This window comes from Candidatus Marifrigoribacter sp. Uisw_064 (genome assembly GCF_047730175.1).
Taxonomy (GTDB): domain Bacteria; phylum Bacteroidota; class Bacteroidia; order Flavobacteriales; family Flavobacteriaceae; genus Marifrigoribacter.
In genome coordinates this window covers 2,045,701-2,065,211 of sequence record NZ_CP159833.1, presented here as the reverse complement: position 1 = coordinate 2,065,211, position 19,511 = coordinate 2,045,701, and the positions used below count along the sequence as shown (strand labels likewise).

Here is a 19,511-nt window from a genome sequence, read left to right as displayed (position 1 = left end):
ATGAATTTATTTTCTTCTCATGAAAAAGAAATTCGACTAGACTTACCTCAAGCAGATATTGTGTATTATCCCTCTTTTTTTGCTTCTGAAAAAGGGGCAGAATATTATAACAGATTATTGTCTGAAACCGAGTGGCAACAGGATGATATAACTGTGTATGGCAAAACCTTTAAACAACCTCGATTAACTGCATTGTATGGTTTAGATGAAAAAGCATACAGTTATTCTGGCCTTACCATGGCACCAAACATTTTCTCCCCTCTTTTAATTGAATTAAAAAATGAAATTGAAAAAGTTTCAGAAATTAAGTTTACTGCTGTATTAATAAATTTATATCGAAACGGGAATGATAGTATGGGTTGGCATAGTGACGATGAAAAAGAATTAGGTAAAAATCCTGTGATTGCTTCACTAACTCTTGGTGCGGAACGTTTTTTTCATTTAAAGCATAAAGAAAACAAAGAACTCAGTTATAAATTATTATTAGAACACGGAAGTTTATTAATCATGAAAGGTGAAACCCAACATTTTTGGCAACATCAAATTCCTAAATCTAAGGCGATTCAATCTCCTAGAATTAATTTAACTTTTAGACAAATCTAAAGGTATTTTACCCAAAAATTTCGTTTAAAACAGAAGCTAATCTTATGCCTCCTTTTTGAAGTTGTGATCTTACTGTACCCATATAGTCATAACTATATTTATACCGTAAGTTCTCGCCAACTTTTACATTGCTATAAATTTCTTCACATAATGCACGGCTTTCATACATCCAATCGATAGGAGTTCCTTTTTGTAATCCTTTGATTTGATGTTTGTTTAATTTTCTAACATTTGAAGCTAACTCGGAATAAGACATATTATAACTTTCAATCATTTTTGTATCCCAAACCGAATGTAAATTAGTTCCATCATTAAACCATTGCACTTGAAGTTTATTTCCGCCTTTATCTGCTGCTATACCTACATGTAATGGTTGATGTAAATCACCAATAAAGTGAACCAACATTTTAAGATGGAATATTTTTTCTTCTTGAGTACTGTTCACATTTTTTAATATATCAATACATTTTTTTATTCCTACTATTAAGTCCCCTTTTGGGCTTTTAGGATGCTCGTCATAGGTACTTTCAAATGGAAAGTTCACATAATGCCAAGTATAATACTCTCTATATTTATCATCACTTTTTATTTCATCTCCATACGTAGATAAAAAAGCCAAAGATTCACCTTTTAATAATTTATTAATAGTTTTTTTAGCCTTATTGGAAAGATGATTTTCTGCAATTTGCCCTGTTACTCTATGACCAGTTGCACCCCAATCTTCTGCTGCATTTAAAGACAAAATACTAACAAACAATAAAATAAAAAGGAATTGAATATTTTTCATAATAAATGATTTTTACAAATATAGCAAAGCTAATTTTCTTATAAATTATTTGGATACTATAATTTTACAACATATATTTGTTTGATATCATTATGATATCAAATTAAATTAAAATATTATGTCGCAAGAAAAAACGATCATCCCTGCTAATGGCTATGCTATGTTATTTGTATTTACTCTTTTGTTTTTTGGAGGAGTTGCAGGATTAATAGCTGTTAAAATGCCCCTCTTTATGTTATCAATCATACTCGGGATTATTATGATTCCTGGTTTTATTCTCATAAATCCAAATAGCTCTCGTGTATTATTATTATTTGGTAAATACACAGGAACCATTAAACAAAACGGAATATTTTGGGTAAATCCATTATACGTAAAAAAGAAAATTTCACTGAGAGCACGAAATTTTGACAGTGAACGATTAAAAGTAAATGACAAACTTGGAAATCCGATAATAATAAGTACAATTTTAGTTTGGAAAGTAAGCGATACTTATAAATCAGCTTTTGATGTAGACAATTATGAAAATTTTGTGAGAGTCCAAACAGATGCAGCGGTGAGAGAATTAGCCAGTAAATATCCTTACGATAATTTTGCTGATGAAGGTATGGCTGAAGAAATAACCCTTCGCTCTAGTATGTCTGAAGTGAATGATGCATTAGAAACAGAATTAGAAGCACGTTTAGATATAGCAGGAATTGAAGTTCTTGAATCTAGAATTGGATATTTAGCCTATTCAAATGAAATCGCTAGTGCAATGCTTAAAAGGCAACAAGCAACTGCAATCGTTGCTGCAAGACATAAGATTGTTGAAGGCGCAGTTAGTATGGTAGAAATGGCTTTAAATGAATTAAGTAAAAAAAATATTATTGAATTAGACGATGACCGTAAAGCAGCCATGGTTAGTAATTTGATGATTATACTTTGTGGTGATAAAGATGCTTCACCTGTTTTAAACACTGGGACTTTGAATACATAATACGAAAGAATAAATTAGCATTTAAATTGCTTTCAGAAAAAAAGATAGGTACTCAAGAAAAAGAAGGTCCTGAAAATATTATTACTATATTAATTACAATAATTACGTTACTACTGATTGTAATAAATAAAACCATTAAATTCTAGCTTATTATGGCTAAAAAGAAAGCGTTTGCACTAAGAGTCAATGAAGATATGATGAAAGCTATTGAAAAATGGGCTTCGGATGAATTTCGTAGTACAAATGGTCAAATTGAGTGGATGTTAAATGAAAGTTTAAAAAAAGCAAACAGAAACCCTAGAAACAAAAAATAAAAAACTTTATCATTCTGAGTCAAAAATAAGTACATTGCTCAAAATTTATAATTACAATTAACCGCATAAACTTCTATGAATTTTTTTGAAAAAGTAGCACTTTACCCTTCCCATGTTAAAGGACTTTTAATGTCTAATCCTTATCGAAATGGAGAATATAAATTTCTAAAAGAACACGTTGCTAAACTTGATAGTACGAGTTTAATATTTGATGTAGGTGCTAATATTGGAGAATATTCAGAAAAAATATTAGAATTTAATCCGGAAGTAAACATTCAATGTTTTGAGCCTATTCCAGATACATTTAAGCAACTTACCTTAAGACATAAGGATGCAAAAAATGTTACGCTAAATAATTTTGCTTTTTCAGACGTATTAGGAAGTCGTAACATTTACGAATATGGTAAATTAAACGGTACGAATTCTTTAGAAAAACATCCCGATTTAATTTCAGATAACACAAATAGAATTGAAACTACCTTACAAACTATAGATCATTTTTCTGAAGCAAATCAAATTGACTTTGTTGATTATTTAAAAATTGATGTAGAAGGTCATGAAGTAAATGTTTTAAAAGGTGCTTTGAAAATGATTCAGGAGAAAAAAATTGGTAGCATCCAACTGGAGTACAATTATCTTTGGAAAAATACAACCAACACCATTGAAGAAGCTTATAATATTCTTCATAAAAATTATAACATATATCGATTAACATTCTGGGGGAAAATTGCAATTAAAAAATTCGATTCATCACTTGAATCGTATCCTTCAGCAGCAAATTATATTGCGATTCTAAAATAAATTAATTTCTATTCCTAAATATTTGTATTTTGCAGCAAAACTAAATTTATGCAGGATACAGTTATTGAAGTATTAAAGGACACCACTCCCTTATTTACAAGCGACACCATTGTTTTTGGACTTTTAATGGTTTGCCTAGGACTTATTTTTTATACTTCAAATAAAAATACTGGGCCCTGGTCTAAGTTCTATAAAGTAGTTCCTGCATTATTTATGGCATATATGATTCCAGCTTTTTTAACAACTACTGGTTTAATATCTCCTGAATGGTTAACAATTAAAGAATCTGGAGAAGCTATAAAAGGAAGTTCTAATTTATACTATATGTCTAGTCGGTATTTACTTCCAGCTGCACTAGTTTTAATGACTTTAAGCATCGATTTAAAAGGTGTTTTTAATTTAGGTCCGAAAGCCTTAATTATGTTTATAACAGGTACCATTGGGATTATCATTGGTGGACCTATTGCTATATTAATTATTAGTGCAATTTCTCCTGAAACATTAGCAACCCCTATTTTTCCAGCCGCTGGAGTTGGTGAATTTAACGATGTTTGGAGAGGTCTTTCAACACTTGCAGGAAGTTGGATTGGTGGAGGCGCAAATCAAACCGCGATGTTAGAAGTCTATCAATACAATCAAAAATTATATGGTGGAATGGTATTTGTCGATATTGTCGTTGCCAATATATGGATGGCTATTATTTTATTAGGTATTGGGAAATCAGCTAAGATTGACAAATGGTTAAAAGCTGATACTTCTGCAATTGAAAGCTTAAAAGAAAAAATGTCAACATATGCTAAAAAAGTAGAAAGAAACCCAAGTCTTACGGACCTTATGATATTAGCGGCTATCGCTTTTGGAACCGTAAGTTTTGCGCATTTCGGTGCTGGATATTTAAGTGCCTTTTTTGAAAATTTTGTCAACAGTTTAGATGCAGGAATTACTAAAAATATGTTTACTTTTTTAAGTTCGAGTTTTTTCTGGATGATTACTATAACAACTATCATCGGTATCATTCTTTCATTTACAAAAGCAAGAAGTTATGAAGGTGCTGGAGCCAGTAAACTTGGAAGTGTATTTATCTATGTATTGGTAGCAAGTATTGGAATGAAAATGGATTTAATGTTAATTTTTGATAATTTAGGATTGGTGGCTATTGGTGTTGTTTGGATGATAATACATGCAGGTCTATTAATTCTTGTAGCAAAGCTTATAAAAGCTCCCTATTTCTTTTTAGCTGTAGGAAGTCAAGCAAACGTAGGTGGTGCAGCATCCGCTCCTATTGTAGCTTCTGCATTTCACCCTTCTTTAGCGACTGTTGGTGTTTTATTAGCTGTATTTGGTTATGCAGTAGGAACGATAGGCGCAATTTTATGTACCGTATTAATGCAATTAGCTTCTGTTTCTTAAGCTCAAATAAGAAAAAAATAAGCATATTTGCGCATTAAAATAAAACACAGAATGAAATACTATATTTCTATTTTATCAATATTGCTTGTATTAGTTAGTTGTTCAAACAATGAAAACACAATGACATTAACGGGTCAAGTAAAAGGGCTGAAAAAAGGCACATTACTACTTCAAAAAATTGAAAATTTCACTCTAGTAACCATAGATTCTATTGTTATTAATGGAGAAGAAATTTTTAACCTGACTTCAATTGTTGCAAGTCCTGAAATATATTATTTACATGTAAAAATTTCAGACGGCACATTATTGGATGATCGAATTGCCTTTTTCGCTGAACCCAAAGAAATAAGTATTCAAACGAACTTAAATAATTTTAATACAAAAGCTATTATTATTGGTTCTGAAAACCAAAATCTTTTGAATGATTATAATCAATTAATGAAAAGATATTCTGCCAAAAACTTAGAATTGATAGAACAAGATTTTAATGGCAAAAAAGATGGAAATGATTCTTTGGTAAATGATGCTCAACAAAAACAACGAAATATACTTTCAAACAGATATTTAGCTACTGTAAATTTTGCTTTTGGGCATAGTGATTTTGAAATAGCTCCCTATTTAATGGTGCATCAAGTAAATAATATTAATAAAAAATACCTTGATACGGTTTACAACAAAATTACACCTAAAATAAAAGACTCTAAATACGGTAAAGCATTAGAGTCTCTTATAAAAAGTCGTGAAAATTAAAAGATTAACTTAAAGCATTAATTTTATCAATTAAACCTCTACCTTTTTCTTCTAATTCTTTATTAACCGCTGTAAAATGTTGTTTTTGATTTTCAACATCTTTTTGATTAACTTTCACTATTAAATCATCAAAAACCTCAATAGCTTCATCGATAAGTTTTTGTGAATTTTTCGTGTCCTTTGCAGGATTAGTAAGCTCCCATATATAAACAGCTTCAATAATATCTCCTAAAACGAAATTAATATCTTTCTTTAAATCGCGTATACTTGCCATAATATTTTATTTTGCTGCAAAAGTACTACATTTAAGGCATATAGACTTCTAAAAGTGTTGCTTGATTTGTTTTTATCCTAAGTTTTTTAATTACCGATGGAATTAGTATAGTTTCCCCTTTTAAGATCATTTCTGAATGTCCTTTCGTTTTAAAAGTTGCTTCACCTTCAACACACATATACACCACAAAAGAATCAATTTTTGAAATATCTCTTTTAATTCTTTCTGAAAGCACTAATTTATTTGTTATAAAGTAAGGTGACTTACATAAAGAGATTGGAGTATTTGTTTTTTCTGAATATTTTAATTTAGCATCTATTGGCGCAAAGTTTATTGCTTCTAACGCTAAGTCATTATGCAATTCTCTTAATTCTCCACCAATGCTTGGGCGATCCCAATCAAATATTCGATATGTTATATCTGATGTTTGTTGGATCTCTGCTAAAACCACTCCTGAACCTATTGCGTGAATAGTTCCCGGGGCTATAAAAAAGGAATCTCCTTTATTTACTTTTTCTGAATGAAGAATATCCGTAAGCGAGTTCTTTAACAGATGTTTTTTATAAATAGTTTCATTCATCTCTTGATTAAAACCAAGAATTAATCTTGCGTCTTTCTCAGCATCTAAAATATACCACATTTCTGTTTTACCAAAAGATTGATGTCTCTCTTTAGCTAATATATCATTTGGATGTAATTGTACTGAAAGATCCTCTTTAGCATCAATAAATTTAAACAATAACGGAAAAGTATTTCCAAAGTTTTGATATACCTCTTTACCAACTAGATACTCTTTAAACGTTTCGATTAATTGATTGAGGCTTGTTCCTTTTAAGTTTCCATTACTAACGATCGAAATACTTTCTTGAACTCCAGAAATCTCCCAGCTTTCACCAATATTTTTGAAATCTTCTTTATTATATACTTGTGCTAATTTATTTCCTCCCCATACTTTTTCTTTTAGTATAGGTATAAATTTTAATGGATAAAGATGTTTTGTTATTTTCAATCGAATTAATTTAACCTGTATATACTACAAAATTTCGAGGAGTTTCAAATAACTTAATAGATATAGCAAAAGAGTTGTCAATCCGTTTTCGTAATTTATTCCAAATTACAATTGCAATATTCTCCATTGTGGGATTCAAATTTTTAAACTCAGGTACTTCTATGTTTAAGTTTTTATGGTCAAAACTATCTTCTACTTCTTCTTTGATAATATCTTTCAGAATTTTTAAATCAATTAAATATCCTGTTTCCTTATCTATTTCTCCTGTTAAACCAACAATCAATTCATAATTATGACCATGAAAATTGGGGTTATTACATTTTCCAAAAACAGCATTATTTTTTTCTTCACTCCAATCTTTTCTTGTAAGTCGGTGTGCAGCATTAAAATGGGCCTTTCTATAAACTGTTAAACTCATGCTATGATATGATTATAATATTTTTCAAAAATGATTTTAAACCAAACTGTATAGAGCTCTGGATTTAGTTTTATACTTTCACTAACAGCCTCCAATGACATCCATTTCCACTCAACTACTTCTTCTTCATTGATCTTAGGATTTTCTTCATAATTACCTATAAGTACATGATCAAATTCATGTTCAGTTAGGCCATTATCAAAAGGAGCTTTATAAATAAAACTAATCGATTCTTCTAAATCTGTCACAAAACCCATTTCCTCTTGTAACCTTCTTCTACCTGCTTCTAACGAGGTTTCGCTGTCTCTTTGATGACTGCAACAAGTATTCGTCCAAAGTCCTGGGGAGTGATATTTATGCAAAGCTCTTTTTTGCAACATCAACTCATTTTTATGATTAATCACAAAAACTGAAAAAGCTCTGTGTAACAATCCTTTTTCATGAGCTTCAAGTTTGGGCATTAATCCAATCTTCTCATCTTTTTCATTAACAAGTATGACTTTTTCCTCTACCATTTACAAATTTGCTTTTAGCAAAAATACGAAAATGACAGATGTAAAAAATCAAAAAGCGTTCAATAATTTATTGAACGCTTTTTAAAAACTATTAAGTATGTTTTTTAATTCTGTATAATAAACATAGAACGTCTATTTAATTGGTGTTCTTCTTCTGTACATTCAACTTTATCTGCACATTGATTTACTAATTGAGATTCTCCATATCCTTTTGCAGATAATCTTGCTCTATCTATCCCTTGATCAACTAACCAATTTAAAGTTGATTGTGCTCTTTTTCCTGAAAGCAACTCATTGTATTTTTGAGGTGCTCGAGAATCAGTATGAGATTCGATATGAATAATAATTTCGGTATATTGTCTCATTGCTGCAAGAATTTTCGCTAATTCTATTTCAGCATCTGGACGAATATTAAATCGATCGAAATCAAAATAGATTGGCTGTAGACCTAAACGGCATCCTAAATCATTAGGAGGACAAGGATCACAATCTAAGGCCATTGGGACCTCATATAGTTTAGATTCAGCTAGGGGTGTTTCAATAACTTTCTCATTAAATTCACATCCAGTGCTACTTGCTCTTATAATGTATACTTTACCACACTCTAATGCAGATGTGAATTCATATCTTCCATCAGTTCCAGAAACTACTGACTCTAACGATTTATTATTTTCATCAAGTAACTCAACTGTAGCTCCTTCAATAACTTCTTTAGTATCAGCATTTGTAACAGTTCCAATAAGTAGTAATTTACATTCTTGAACTCTATAAATTTCATCATCGACACTACCACCATTTCCATCTCTATTAGAGGATAAGTATCCAATTCGTTTCGTTTCGTTAATAATAAAACCAAAATCATCTAAATTACTATTTGCTGGTTCTCCAAGGTTTGTGATAACACTTGATTTACCATTTTCATCTAAAGGAGTAACAAAAACATCTAATCCTCCTAAACCTGATCTACCATCACTTGAGAAGTACATATTATTCATATCACTAATAAAAGGAAATGTCTCTCTAGCTTCGGTATTAATAGATGGACCTAAGTTAACTGGGTCACTATAGGTATTACCACCTAAAATATCTACGTACCACAAATCAGATTCACCAATGGTTCCTGGCATATCTGAGGAGAAATACAATCTTTTTTGATCTAAACTTAAAGCTGGATGCGCAACTGAATATTCTTCATTATTAAATGGTAACTCTACGGTATCTGTCCAATAATTTTCTCCAGACAAGGTCGATCTGTATAGCTTTAAACGTATTGTCTTATTTTTATCTTTACCTTTTCTTCCATTTATAAAATTATTTCTAGTGAAATAAACGGTTGTCCCATCTTTAGTAAAAGCCGTAGATGATTCATGATAATTTGTATTAATATCACCATTCATTTTAGTGACATTAGATAAAAGACCTTTATCATCTACATCAGCTTCAAATAAATCTAAAAAAGGTAGATCATTCCATACTGAGTTTGTAGACCCCTCAGTAGCATTTGAATTAGAAGCAAAAACTATTTTATTATTATAAAAAGAAGGTCCAAAATCTGAATATTTTGTATTAATTGAAACTTTTTCAATCTCATATGCTTTAGATTGAAACGCAATATTTTTTAAATATTCAGGGTTACTTTCAAAGTGTTTTACTATTAATCCTTCTCCTCCAAGTGCTGCGTAAGCAATCATTAATTCGTCAGATTCTTCGTATTTATATATGCTTTTTAAAGATTGTGCTCCTCTATATAAATAAACTGGTTCTGTTAGTCCTGGATATTTATCAATTAGCTTGGTATACCATTTAGAAGCATTGTCATAATCTCCATTAAAATAATAGGTATCCCCTAGTTTCTTATATATTTCTGCAGATTCGTATCCGTCTTCAATAACTTTCAGATATATTTCTCGTGCGTCAATAAAAGAATACTTATCAAACTCTTTATTTCCTTTTTCGATTTGATTTTTTTGTGATAATGAAACCGACGTTGTTAATAGAACTATAGTAATGAGTACTATTTTTTGTATAAATGTTTTCATGCTTAATTTATTTAAAAGAATCTAGGAGTTAACACTCTTTCTGGTTTATGGAACACGTCAAAGCGAAGCATGAATTCATACGATCCATCACTAAAGTCTTCAATATCTGTAGTCTGGTAATCATATCCAAAGCCAATAAATATCTGCTCGGTTGCTTGAAAACCAACCATAGCACTCATCGCTGCACTCCATCTATATGCGGCTCCAAGAGTAAACTTATCATTAATTAAAAAGTTAGCTGAAAAATCTGCCTGTAAGGGTGATCCACTAATCGCTTTTATTAAGGTTGCAGGTTTAAACTTTAAATTATCATTTATATCAAATACATAACCAGCGATTAAAAAATAATGTAATCGTTCAGCTGCTAAAGATTCAATACTTGTATTTGTTATACTAGATTCATCAAAATGATTTGTCGTTAAAAAATTTGGGACAGATAAACCAATATAATAATTATCTGTATAATAATAGGCTCCAGCTCCAATTTGAGGCTGAAATTTATTATCAACATTATTAACCAATTGGGAATCGGGGGTATTTGGATTCTGATTTAATTTATTAAAATCTACATCTAATAAATCTATACCTGCCTTTATACCAAATGCTAATTGTGCATTCGCTGAAGTATTGATCGTATAAGAGTAGTCAACAACTAAATTGGTCTCTTTAGCGGGACCTATTTCATCTGTAACAATTGATAATCCTAGCCCCATATTATCTAAAGAACCTATAGGCATGTGTCCTGTTAAGGTAGCCGTTTTAGGCGCTCCTTCCAATCCTACCCATTGCGTACGGTATAACAAACCTACACTTAAAGCGTCTCCAGACCCTGCGTATGCTGGGTTTATCACTTGGGTATTATACATGTACTGCGTATACTGAGGGTCTTGTTGTGATTGGACAGCAAGTGTCCCAAGTAAAACCAAAAGTAATATTGTAAAGTAATTGTGTTTCATCATTCTTTATTTTTAGCCTCGGGAGTTAATCACTCCCGAGAATTTTGATTTTCTATCTATTAATATATAAGTATCCTGAGTAATTATTCTTCCCTTCTGGTGACTCTAATTCATTTTCAAGAAGAGTCAACACATAGAAATATGTTCCTGTTGGTAATTCATCAGTTTCTTTTACTGTAACTCTTCCATCAGAAATTCCTGTAAAGACATTCTCCTTACCATCACTACCACCGTATCCGTCGGTTTCAAAAACTAACACTCCCCATCTATTATAAATCTTCATGTTATTGTTTGGCCACTCTTGAATTCCTAAAACCTGGAAGTAATCATGTGCGCCATCATTATTTGGTGTAACAACATTGTAAATAATAAGCTGTGCACCTTCTATTCCTGACAAGCCAGTAATCGTTGGATCATCTGTTGGATCTTGATTCGTTGAACCGTCTCCGTTTGGTGTCTCTACAGTTTCAGAATCTAAAATTGGATTGCCATTTATATCGGTTCCTGCATCACTATCATCACCTACATCATCAGTTCCATTTGGACTGTCTCCTAACCCCATAGCAATGTTCTCAACATATGTTAAATCAATATCTCCTTGTGTAATCTCATGCTCTGCTGTTATCGTAACACTCGCTCCTGGCATTAAACTTTCAATTGGATTGACGAAGCCTCCAGTAATCACAGCATTTGCATCTGTAATCTCGATATCTGTTAAGGTTGTGTTTCCTGTGTTTGTTACAACGATTTCATACGTAAGTGTGTCGCCCAATTCTACTTCTTGTGAAGTTTGGTTTTTAATCAAACTCATTGATGAAGCTTGTTCTATTACAGTTATCGTTGGATCATCTGTTGGATCACCATTAGTCGTGCCGTCTCCATCTGGAGTTTCAGTTCCTTCAGGATCTAAAATTGGATCGCCATTTACATCGGTTCCTGCATCACTATCATCACCTACATCATCAGTTCCATCAGGACTGTCTCCTAATCCTATAGCAATGTTCTCAACATATCCTAAATCAATATCGTCTTGTGTAATCTCATGCGCTGCTGTTATCGTAACACTCTCTCCTGGTAATAAACTTGCAATTGGATTGCCTCCAGTAATCACAGCATTTGCATCTGTAATCACGATATCTGTTAAGATTGTGGTTCCTGTGTTTGTTACAACGATATCATACGTAAGTGTGTCGCCTAACCCACCTGCTGATGAAGTTTGGTTTTTAATCAAACTCATTGATGATGGATCTTGTCCTATTACAGTTACTGTTGGATCATCTGTTGGATCACCATTAGTCGTACCGTCTCCATCTGGAGTTTCAGTTCCTTCAGGATCTAAAATTGGATCGCCATTTACATCGGTTCCTGCATCACTATCATCACCTACATCATCAGTTCCATCTGGACTGTCTCCTAATCCTATAGCAATGTTCTCAACATATCCTAAATCAATATCGTCTTGTGTAATCTCATGCGCTGCTGTTATCGTAACACTCTCTCCTGGTAATAAACTTGCAATTGGATTGCCTCCAGTAATCACAGCATTTGCATCTGTAATCTCGATATCTGTTAAGATTGTGGTTCCTGTGTTTGTTACAACGATATCATATGTAAGTGTGTCGCCTAATCCACCTGCTGATGAAGTTTGGTTTTTAATCAAACTCATTGATGATGTATTTTGTCCTATTTGTCCTATTACAGTTACCGTTGGATCATCTGTTGGATCACCATTAGTCGTACCGTCTCCATCTGGAGTTTCAGTTCCTTCAGGATCTAAAATTGGATCGCCATTTACATCGGTTCCTGCATCACTATCGTCACCTACATCATCAGTTCCATCTGGACTGTCTCCTAATCCTATAGCAATGTTCTCAACATATCCTAAATCAATATCGTCTTGTGTAATCTCATGAGCTGCTGTTACCGTAGCACTTGCTCCTGGTAATAAACTTGCAATTGGATTGCCTCCAGTAATCACAGCATTTGCATCTGTAATCTCGATATCTGTTAAGATTGTTGTTCCTGTGTTTGTTACAACGATATCATACGTAAGTGTGTCGCCCAATCCACCTGCTGGTGAAGTTTGGTTTTTAATCAAACTCATTGATGAAGCTTGTTCTATTACAGTTACCGTTGGATCATCTGTTGGATCACCATTAGTCGTACCGTCTCCATCTGGAGTTTCAGTTCCTTCAGGATCTAAAATTGGATCACCATTTACATCGGTTCCTGCATCACTATCATCGCTTACATCATCAGTTCCATCTGGACTGTCTCCTAATCCCATAGCAATGTTCTCAATATATCCTAAATCAATATCGCCTTGTGTAATCTCATGAACTGCTGTTACCGTAGCACTTGCTCCTGGTAATAAACTTGCAATTGGATTGCCTCCAGTAATCACAGCATTTGCATCTGTAATCTCGATATCTGTTAAGATTGTTGTTCCTGTGTTTGTTACAACGATATCATACGTAAGTGTGTCGCCCAATCCACCTGCTGGTGAAGTTTGGTTTTTAATCAAACTCATTGAATTTGGACATAAAATTGTTAACGTTGGATCATTTTCTAAAACTGAATTATCATCTGAAAAATCTGTTACTGAAGTTCCATCTGGTTGAGTACCTACAACTGTGGCTTGATTAGTCACCTGACCTGCGACAATATCTGCCTGAACAAGGATATAGGTTCCTGTGTAAATCCAAGTCTCCGTTACATCTAATAGTAAATCGCCATTTGTATCTCCTAATACGTATGTGATTACTGGAACTAATAAATCTGTTACAACGATAGCCGATAGAATTTCATTCGATTGATTGGTTACTATGAATGTATACTCAATAGTATCTCCTGCAACAGCACAATCACCATCTGATACATTTAACGTTCCTTCTTTGACAATTGCAATAGGACAAGTATAATTTACCGTTGGATCATTTTCTAAAACTGAATTATCATCTGAAAAATCTGTTACTGAAGTTCCATCTGGTTGAGTACCTACAACTGTGGCTTGATTAGTCACCTGACCTGCGACAATATCTGCCTGAACAAGGATATAGGTTCCTGTGTAAATCCAAGTCTCCGTTACATCTAATAGTAAATCGCCATTTGTATCTCCTGATACGTATGTGATTACTGGAACTAATAAATCTGTTACAACGATAGCCGATAGAATTTCATTCGCTTGATTGGTTACTGTGAATGTATACTCAATAGTATCTCCTGCAACAGCACAATCACCATCTGATACATTTAACGTTCCTTCTTTGACAATTGCAATAGGACAAGTATAATTTACCGTTGGATCATTTTCTAAAACTGAATTATCATCTGAAAAATCTGTTACTGAAGTTCCATCTGGTTGAGTACCTACAACTGTGGCTTGATTAGTCACAAGACCTGCGACAATATCTGCCTGAACAAGGATATAGGTTCCTGTGTAAATCCAAGTCTCCGTTACATCTAATAGTAAATCGCCATTTGTATCTCCTGATACGTATGTGATTACTGGAACTAATAAATCTGTTACAACGATAGCCGATAGAATTTCATTCGCTTGATTGGTTACTGTGAATGTATACTCAATAGTATCTCCTGCAACAGCACAATCACCATCTGATACATTTAACGTTCCTTCTTTGACAATTGCAATAGGACAAGTATAATTTACCGTTGGATCATTTTCTAAAACTGAATTATCATCTGAAAAATCTGTTACTGAAGTTCCATCTGGTTGAGTACCTACAACTGTGGCTTGATTAGTCACAAGACCTGCGACAATATCTGCCTGAACAAGGATATAGGTTCCTGTGTAAATCCAAGTCTCCGTTACATCTAATAGTAAATCGCCATTTGTATCTCCTGATACGTATGTGATTACTGGAACTAATAAATCTGTTACAACGATAGCCGATAGAATTTCATTCGCTTGATTGGTTACTGTGAATGTATACTCAATAGTATCTCCTGCAACAGCACAATCACCATCTGATACATTTAACGTTCCTTCTTTGACAATTGCAATAGGACAAGTATAATTTACCGTTGGATCATTTTCTAAAACTGAATTATCATCTGAAAAATCTGTTACTGAAGTTCCATCTGGTTGAGTACCTACAACTGTGGCTTGATTAGTCACAAGACCTGCGACAATATCTGCCTGAACAAGGATATAGGTTCCTGTGTAAATCCAAGTCTCCGTTACATCTAATAGTAAATCGCCATTTGTATCTCCTGATACGTATGTGATTACTGGAACTAATAAATCTGTTACAACGATAGCCGATAGAATTTCATTCGCTTGATTGGTTACTGTGAATGTATACTCAATAGTATCTCCTGCAACAGCACAATCACCATCTGATACATTTAACGTTCCTTCTTTGACAATTGCAATAGGACAAGTATAATTTACCGTTGGATCATTTTCTAAAACTGAATTATCATCTGAAAAATCTGTTACTGAAGTTCCATCTGGTTGAGTACCTACAACTGTGGCTTGATTAGTCACAAGACCTGCGACAATATCTGCCTGAACAAGGATATAGGTTCCTGTGTAAATCCAAGTCTCCGTTACATCTAATAGTAAATCGCCATTTGTATCTCCTGATACGTATGTGATTACTGGAACTAATAAATCTGTTACAACGATAGCCGATAGAATTTCATTCGCTTGATTGGTTACTGTGAATGTATACTCAATAGTATCTCCTGCAACAGCACAATCACCATCTGATACATTTAACGTTCCTTCTTTGACAATTGCAATAGGACAAGTATAATTTACCGTTGGATCATTTTCTAAAACTGAATTATCATCTGAAAAATCTGTTACTGAAGTTCCATCTGGTTGAGTACCTACAACTGTGGCTTGATTAGTCACAAGACCTGCGACAATATCTGCCTGAACAAGGATATAGGTTCCTGTGTAAATCCAAGTCTCCGTTACATCTAATAGTAAATCGCCATTTGTATCTCCTGATACGTATGTGATTACTGGAACTAATAAATCTGTTACAACGATAGCCGATAGAATTTCATTCGCTTGATTGGTTACTGTGAATGTATACTCAATAGTATCTCCTGCAACAGCACAATCACCATCTGATACATTTAACGTTCCTTCTTTGACAATTGCAATAGGACAAGTATAATTTACCGTTGGATCATTTTCTAAAACTGAATTATCATCTGAAAAATCTGTTACTGAAGTTCCATCTGGTTGAGTACCTACAACTGTGGCTTGATTAGTCACAAGACCTGCGACAATATCTGCCTGAACAAGGATATAGGTTCCTGTGTAAATCCAAGTCTCCGTTACATCTAATAGTAAATCGCCATTTGTATCTCCTGATACGTATGTGATTACTGGAACTAATAAATCTGTTACAACGATAGCCGATAGAATTTCATTCGCTTGATTGGTTACTGTGAATGTATACTCAATAGTATCTCCTGCAACAGCACAATCACCATCTGATACATTTAACGTTCCTTCTTTGACAATTGCAATAGGACAAGTATAATTTACCGTTGGATCATTTTCTAAAACTGAATTATCATCTGAAAAATCTGTTACTGAAGTTCCATCTGGTTGAGTACCTACAACTGTGGCTTGATTAGTCACAAGACCTGCGACAATATCTGCCTGAACAAGGATATAGGTTCCTGTGTAAATCCAAGTCTCCGTTACATCTAATAGTAAATCGCCATTTGTATCTCCTGATACGTATGTGATTACTGGAACTAATAAATCTGTTACAACGATAGCCGATAGAATTTCATTCGCTTGATTGGTTACTGTGAATGTATACTCAATAGTATCTCCTGCAACAGCACAATCACCATCTGATACATTTAACGTTCCTTCTTTGACAATTGCAATAGGACAAGTATAATTTACCGTTGGATCATTTTCTAAAACTGAATTATCATCTGAAAAATCTGTTACTGAAGTTCCATCTGGTTGAGTACCTACAACTGTGGCTTGATTAGTCACAAGACCTGCGACAATATCTGCCTGAACAAGGATATAGGTTCCTGTGTGAATCCATACCTCCATTAAATCTAATAGTAAATCGCCATTTGTATCTCCTGATACGTATGTGATTATGGGAACTAGTGGGTCTGTGACATTTATAGCCGATAGAATTTCATTCGCTTGATTGGTTACTGTGAATGTATACTCAATAGTATCTCCTGCAACAGCACAATCACCATCTGATACATTTAACGTTCCTTCTTTGACAATTGCAATAGGACAAGTATAATTTACCGTTGGATCATTTTCTAAAACTGAATTATCATCTGAAAAATCTGTTACTACAGTTGTATTATCTGATCCAGTACCTACAACTGTGGCTTGATTGATCACAAGACCTGCGACAATATCTGCCTGAACAAGGGTATAGGTTCCTGTGTAAATCCAAGTCTCTGTTACATCTAATAGTAAATCGCCATTTGTATCTCCTGATACGTATGTGATTATTGGAACTAATGGATCTGTTACATTTATAGCCGATAGACCTTCATCCCCTTGATTGGTTACTGTGAATGTATAATCAATAGTATCTCCTGCAACAGCACAATCACCAACTAATACATTTAAGTCTCCCTCTTTGATAAGTGCAATCTTTCGACACAATATATCTGTTACCGTTGGATCATCATCATTAATTGTTGCTCCTGATAAATCAGTTATAAGAAATCCGTTATATGTAATAGCGCTTGCAAGTGCTTGGTTTGTCACCTGCTTTGCGACGATATCAGACTGAACAAGGGTATAGGCTCCTGTGTAAATCCAAGTCTCCGTTACATCTAATAGTAAATCGCCATTTGTATCTCCTGATACGTATGTGATTACTGGAACTAATGGATCTGTTACAACGATAGCCGATAGACTTTCATTTCCTTCATTGGTTACTGTGAATGTATAATCAATAGTCTCTCCTGAATCAGCACACTGATCCTCGTTCATGTCAAGAAATAATCCTGTCTTAACAATAGCGATTTCATCTTCAAAGCAAAGTGTATCATTATAAATTACACCTGTACTAAATCCTATTGCTCCAGCTGTAGAAAGCATTCGTCCCTCTAAATTTACATTTGCTCCTGCGGTACAAGCTCCGCCATGAGCAAGAAACGTTCCTTTAATAAAAGCAAATGTTCCAATATCAATGGCTGCAGAACCTCCAGCTCCAGAAACCCAAAAAACATTACAACGACGTGCTCCATTCTTCAAAATTACTTTTGATTGTGCGTATACTGTAAGTGCACCTAAAAACTTAAAAATAAATACTGCATCGGGATCAAAATTAGCGTCTAAAACGATAGTTCCTTGTAAAGACCCTGCTCCTGCTATATAATAAACCCCAGGTTGCATCGCTTCTCCATTTCCAAAAGCGGGAATATGTCCAAGTTGAGTATTTTGTATAGCCATAAGCTGGTTATAAGCGCTACTTAAATCTTGTGAGGCTTGTGCAGAAACAAGGCCTGGAGGATATCTGTCTCCAATATGAGTTGTAGCACCAGTCTGTATACCAGTTATAGCACCTGCATTTGTACCAATATCACCAACAAATCCAGATGTAGCGGCATTTGACACAGCACCAGAACTAGTAAACATAGCAAAATCTTTCACACTTCCTAAAATATCAACATTAGGATTAGAATCACAGGTACCTAAACAATTTATTTGAATATCACTAGGTCCCACAGGAATCACTAACGAACCACCAGCTCCAACAGATATAGCTCCTTCAGAGGTAATCAATCTTCCTTCTATGGTACCATTTGCACCAACAGTAATTCCTCCTGGATGTGCGAATACAGAGCCTCTTACAACACTATTTGCTCCAAGAGTTATAGCCCCTTCAGAAATCCAATAAACATTAGCAGCTTTGGTGCCATTAGATAAAACAATCGTTGCACTTGCTCCCACCGTAAGTGCTCCTTCCCATTTCAATATAAATACAGAATCAGAATTTCCGTTTCCATCAAGAGTAAGAGTTCCATTTATAGCGCCAGCACCAGGCATGGAATAAACGCCAGGATAAATAGTTTCTCCACTTCCAAAAACTAAAGGATGAGTACTAGGTTGTGTAACAAAAACATCACTAAGGTGTATATATACCCTAAGCACATCTTTTTGAGCTTGTGCAGATATAGGGCTACCACTAGGATATTGTTGACCAGAATTAGATCCATTACCGCTAAATATTCCATTATATGTTCCGGTATCGCCCTCTATTTGACCAGAATTTGCAATTCCTCCTGTTCCTGAAAAAGCTCCAAAAGAGTCAAGTGTTCCTAGTTCAAGTGTTTGACTAAAACTTACATTTGAAAATAACAACATTGAAATAGCTGTTATACACAATAATATATTTTTTTTCATAATTTTGGTTATCAATTTATTAATGCTCTTTTCTCTTAAGAAAATGTGCCTTTTAATTATTTAAAACTTCATTCCGGGGTCAAAATTAAGTCGGAAATGTATTACAAATTTAATAAAAATGAAATTTTCGCCGAACTAACAAAAATTTTCGTCAAACTACACAAAACGACTAACTTATTAAAGGTTTTTTGTAGGAACAACATATACGTATATACACTTATACCTAATGTTTTTAAGGTTTTTTAGAATGAATTTATGTGAGAA

Annotated in this window: 14 protein-coding genes; 6 read left to right on the top strand and 8 right to left on the bottom strand. The window is 33.7% G+C overall.

Annotated elements, in window-relative coordinates; translation table 11 throughout:
- Entirely contained in the window at positions 1-603 is a 603-nt protein-coding gene (locus ABXT64_RS09325) for an alpha-ketoglutarate-dependent dioxygenase AlkB family protein (protein ID WP_443632652.1), read from the top strand.
- 7 nt (positions 604-610) lie between these two features.
- Here the strand turns inward: ABXT64_RS09325 and ABXT64_RS09320 are convergent, their stop codons facing one another.
- Positions 611-1,390, bottom strand: a complete 780-nt coding sequence (locus ABXT64_RS09320; protein ID WP_443632651.1) for a S1/P1 nuclease — start codon at positions 1,388-1,390, stop codon at positions 611-613.
- Between the two features lie 118 nt (positions 1,391-1,508).
- On the opposite strand from ABXT64_RS09320, the gene ABXT64_RS09315 reads away from it, so the two are divergent.
- The 5 genes from ABXT64_RS09315 to ABXT64_RS09295 all read left to right on the top strand — a co-directional run bounded on the left by ABXT64_RS09315 (position 1,509) and on the right by ABXT64_RS09295 (position 5,644).
- On the top strand, positions 1,509-2,369 hold the full coding sequence (locus tag ABXT64_RS09315) for an SPFH domain-containing protein (protein WP_443632650.1): 861 nt from the start codon (positions 1,509-1,511) through the stop codon (positions 2,367-2,369).
- Positions 2,370-2,521: 152 nt separating this feature from the next.
- A complete protein-coding gene (locus ABXT64_RS09310; protein ID WP_443632649.1) occupies positions 2,522-2,683 on the top strand; it encodes an Arc family DNA-binding protein in 162 nt (53 codons plus the stop codon).
- Positions 2,684-2,758: 75 nt separating this feature from the next.
- Positions 2,759-3,484, top strand: coding sequence for an FkbM family methyltransferase (locus ABXT64_RS09305; protein ID WP_443632648.1), 726 nt, complete (start codon positions 2,759-2,761; stop codon positions 3,482-3,484).
- 48 nt (positions 3,485-3,532) lie between these two features.
- On the top strand, positions 3,533-4,894 hold the full coding sequence (locus ABXT64_RS09300; protein WP_443632647.1) for a DUF819 family protein: 1,362 nt from the start codon (positions 3,533-3,535) through the stop codon (positions 4,892-4,894).
- A 51-nt stretch (positions 4,895-4,945) separates the two neighbouring features.
- Entirely contained in the window at positions 4,946-5,644 is a 699-nt protein-coding gene (locus tag ABXT64_RS09295; RefSeq protein ID WP_443632646.1) for a DUF4369 domain-containing protein, read from the top strand.
- Between the two features lie 4 nt (positions 5,645-5,648).
- Here ABXT64_RS09295 and ABXT64_RS09290 read toward each other — a convergent pair whose 3' ends face one another.
- From ABXT64_RS09290 to ABXT64_RS09260, 7 genes are all read right to left on the bottom strand, one after another.
- The gene (locus ABXT64_RS09290) at positions 5,649-5,918 is read right to left on the bottom strand and encodes a hypothetical protein (RefSeq protein ID WP_443632645.1); all 270 of its coding nucleotides are present in this window, start codon (positions 5,916-5,918) and stop codon (positions 5,649-5,651) included.
- A gap of 31 nt (positions 5,919-5,949) precedes the next feature.
- Positions 5,950-6,927, bottom strand: coding sequence for a type I phosphomannose isomerase catalytic subunit (locus ABXT64_RS09285; protein WP_443632644.1), 978 nt, complete (start codon positions 6,925-6,927; stop codon positions 5,950-5,952).
- Positions 6,928-6,937: 10 nt separating this feature from the next.
- Complete coding sequence (locus ABXT64_RS09280; protein ID WP_443632643.1) at positions 6,938-7,345, bottom strand: 6-pyruvoyl trahydropterin synthase family protein; 408 nt, start codon at positions 7,343-7,345, stop codon at positions 6,938-6,940.
- Complete coding sequence (idi, locus tag ABXT64_RS09275; protein WP_443632642.1) at positions 7,342-7,860, bottom strand: isopentenyl-diphosphate Delta-isomerase; 519 nt, start codon at positions 7,858-7,860, stop codon at positions 7,342-7,344. Before idi ends, ABXT64_RS09280 begins: the two co-directional genes overlap by 4 nt.
- Before the next feature lie 104 nt (positions 7,861-7,964).
- Complete coding sequence (locus ABXT64_RS09270; RefSeq protein ID WP_443632641.1) at positions 7,965-9,899, bottom strand: OmpA family protein; 1,935 nt, start codon at positions 9,897-9,899, stop codon at positions 7,965-7,967.
- An 11-nt stretch (positions 9,900-9,910) separates the two neighbouring features.
- Positions 9,911-10,855, bottom strand: a complete 945-nt coding sequence (locus tag ABXT64_RS09265; protein ID WP_443634958.1) for a PorP/SprF family type IX secretion system membrane protein — start codon at positions 10,853-10,855, stop codon at positions 9,911-9,913.
- Between the two features lie 52 nt (positions 10,856-10,907).
- The gene (locus ABXT64_RS09260; RefSeq protein WP_443632640.1) at positions 10,908-19,247 is read right to left on the bottom strand and encodes a DUF7507 domain-containing protein; all 8,340 of its coding nucleotides are present in this window, start codon (positions 19,245-19,247) and stop codon (positions 10,908-10,910) included.
- Positions 19,248-19,511 lie beyond the last annotated feature (264 nt).

Bases quoted from the DNA above. Each gene is read 5' to 3' on its own strand.
- ABXT64_RS09325 (WP_443632652.1), top strand. From the start codon at position 1: ATGAATTTATTTTCTTCTCATGAAAAAGAAATTCGACTAGACTTACCT.
- ABXT64_RS09320 (WP_443632651.1), bottom strand. From the start codon at position 1,390: ATGAAAAATATTCAATTCCTTTTTATTTTATTGTTTGTTAGTATTTTG.
- ABXT64_RS09315 (WP_443632650.1), top strand. From the start codon at position 1,509: ATGTCGCAAGAAAAAACGATCATCCCTGCTAATGGCTATGCTATGTTA.
- ABXT64_RS09310 (WP_443632649.1), top strand. From the start codon at position 2,522: ATGGCTAAAAAGAAAGCGTTTGCACTAAGAGTCAATGAAGATATGATG.
- ABXT64_RS09305 (WP_443632648.1), top strand. From the start codon at position 2,759: ATGAATTTTTTTGAAAAAGTAGCACTTTACCCTTCCCATGTTAAAGGA.
- ABXT64_RS09300 (WP_443632647.1), top strand. From the start codon at position 3,533: ATGCAGGATACAGTTATTGAAGTATTAAAGGACACCACTCCCTTATTT.
- ABXT64_RS09295 (WP_443632646.1), top strand. From the start codon at position 4,946: ATGAAATACTATATTTCTATTTTATCAATATTGCTTGTATTAGTTAGT.
- ABXT64_RS09290 (WP_443632645.1), bottom strand. From the start codon at position 5,918: ATGGCAAGTATACGCGATTTAAAGAAAGATATTAATTTCGTTTTAGGA.
- ABXT64_RS09280 (WP_443632643.1), bottom strand. From the start codon at position 7,345: ATGAGTTTAACAGTTTATAGAAAGGCCCATTTTAATGCTGCACACCGA.
- idi (WP_443632642.1), bottom strand. From the start codon at position 7,860: ATGGTAGAGGAAAAAGTCATACTTGTTAATGAAAAAGATGAGAAGATT.
- ABXT64_RS09270 (WP_443632641.1), bottom strand. From the start codon at position 9,899: ATGAAAACATTTATACAAAAAATAGTACTCATTACTATAGTTCTATTA.
- ABXT64_RS09265 (WP_443634958.1), bottom strand. From the start codon at position 10,855: ATGAAACACAATTACTTTACAATATTACTTTTGGTTTTACTTGGGACA.
- ABXT64_RS09260 (WP_443632640.1), bottom strand. From the start codon at position 19,247: ATGAAAAAAAATATATTATTGTGTATAACAGCTATTTCAATGTTGTTA.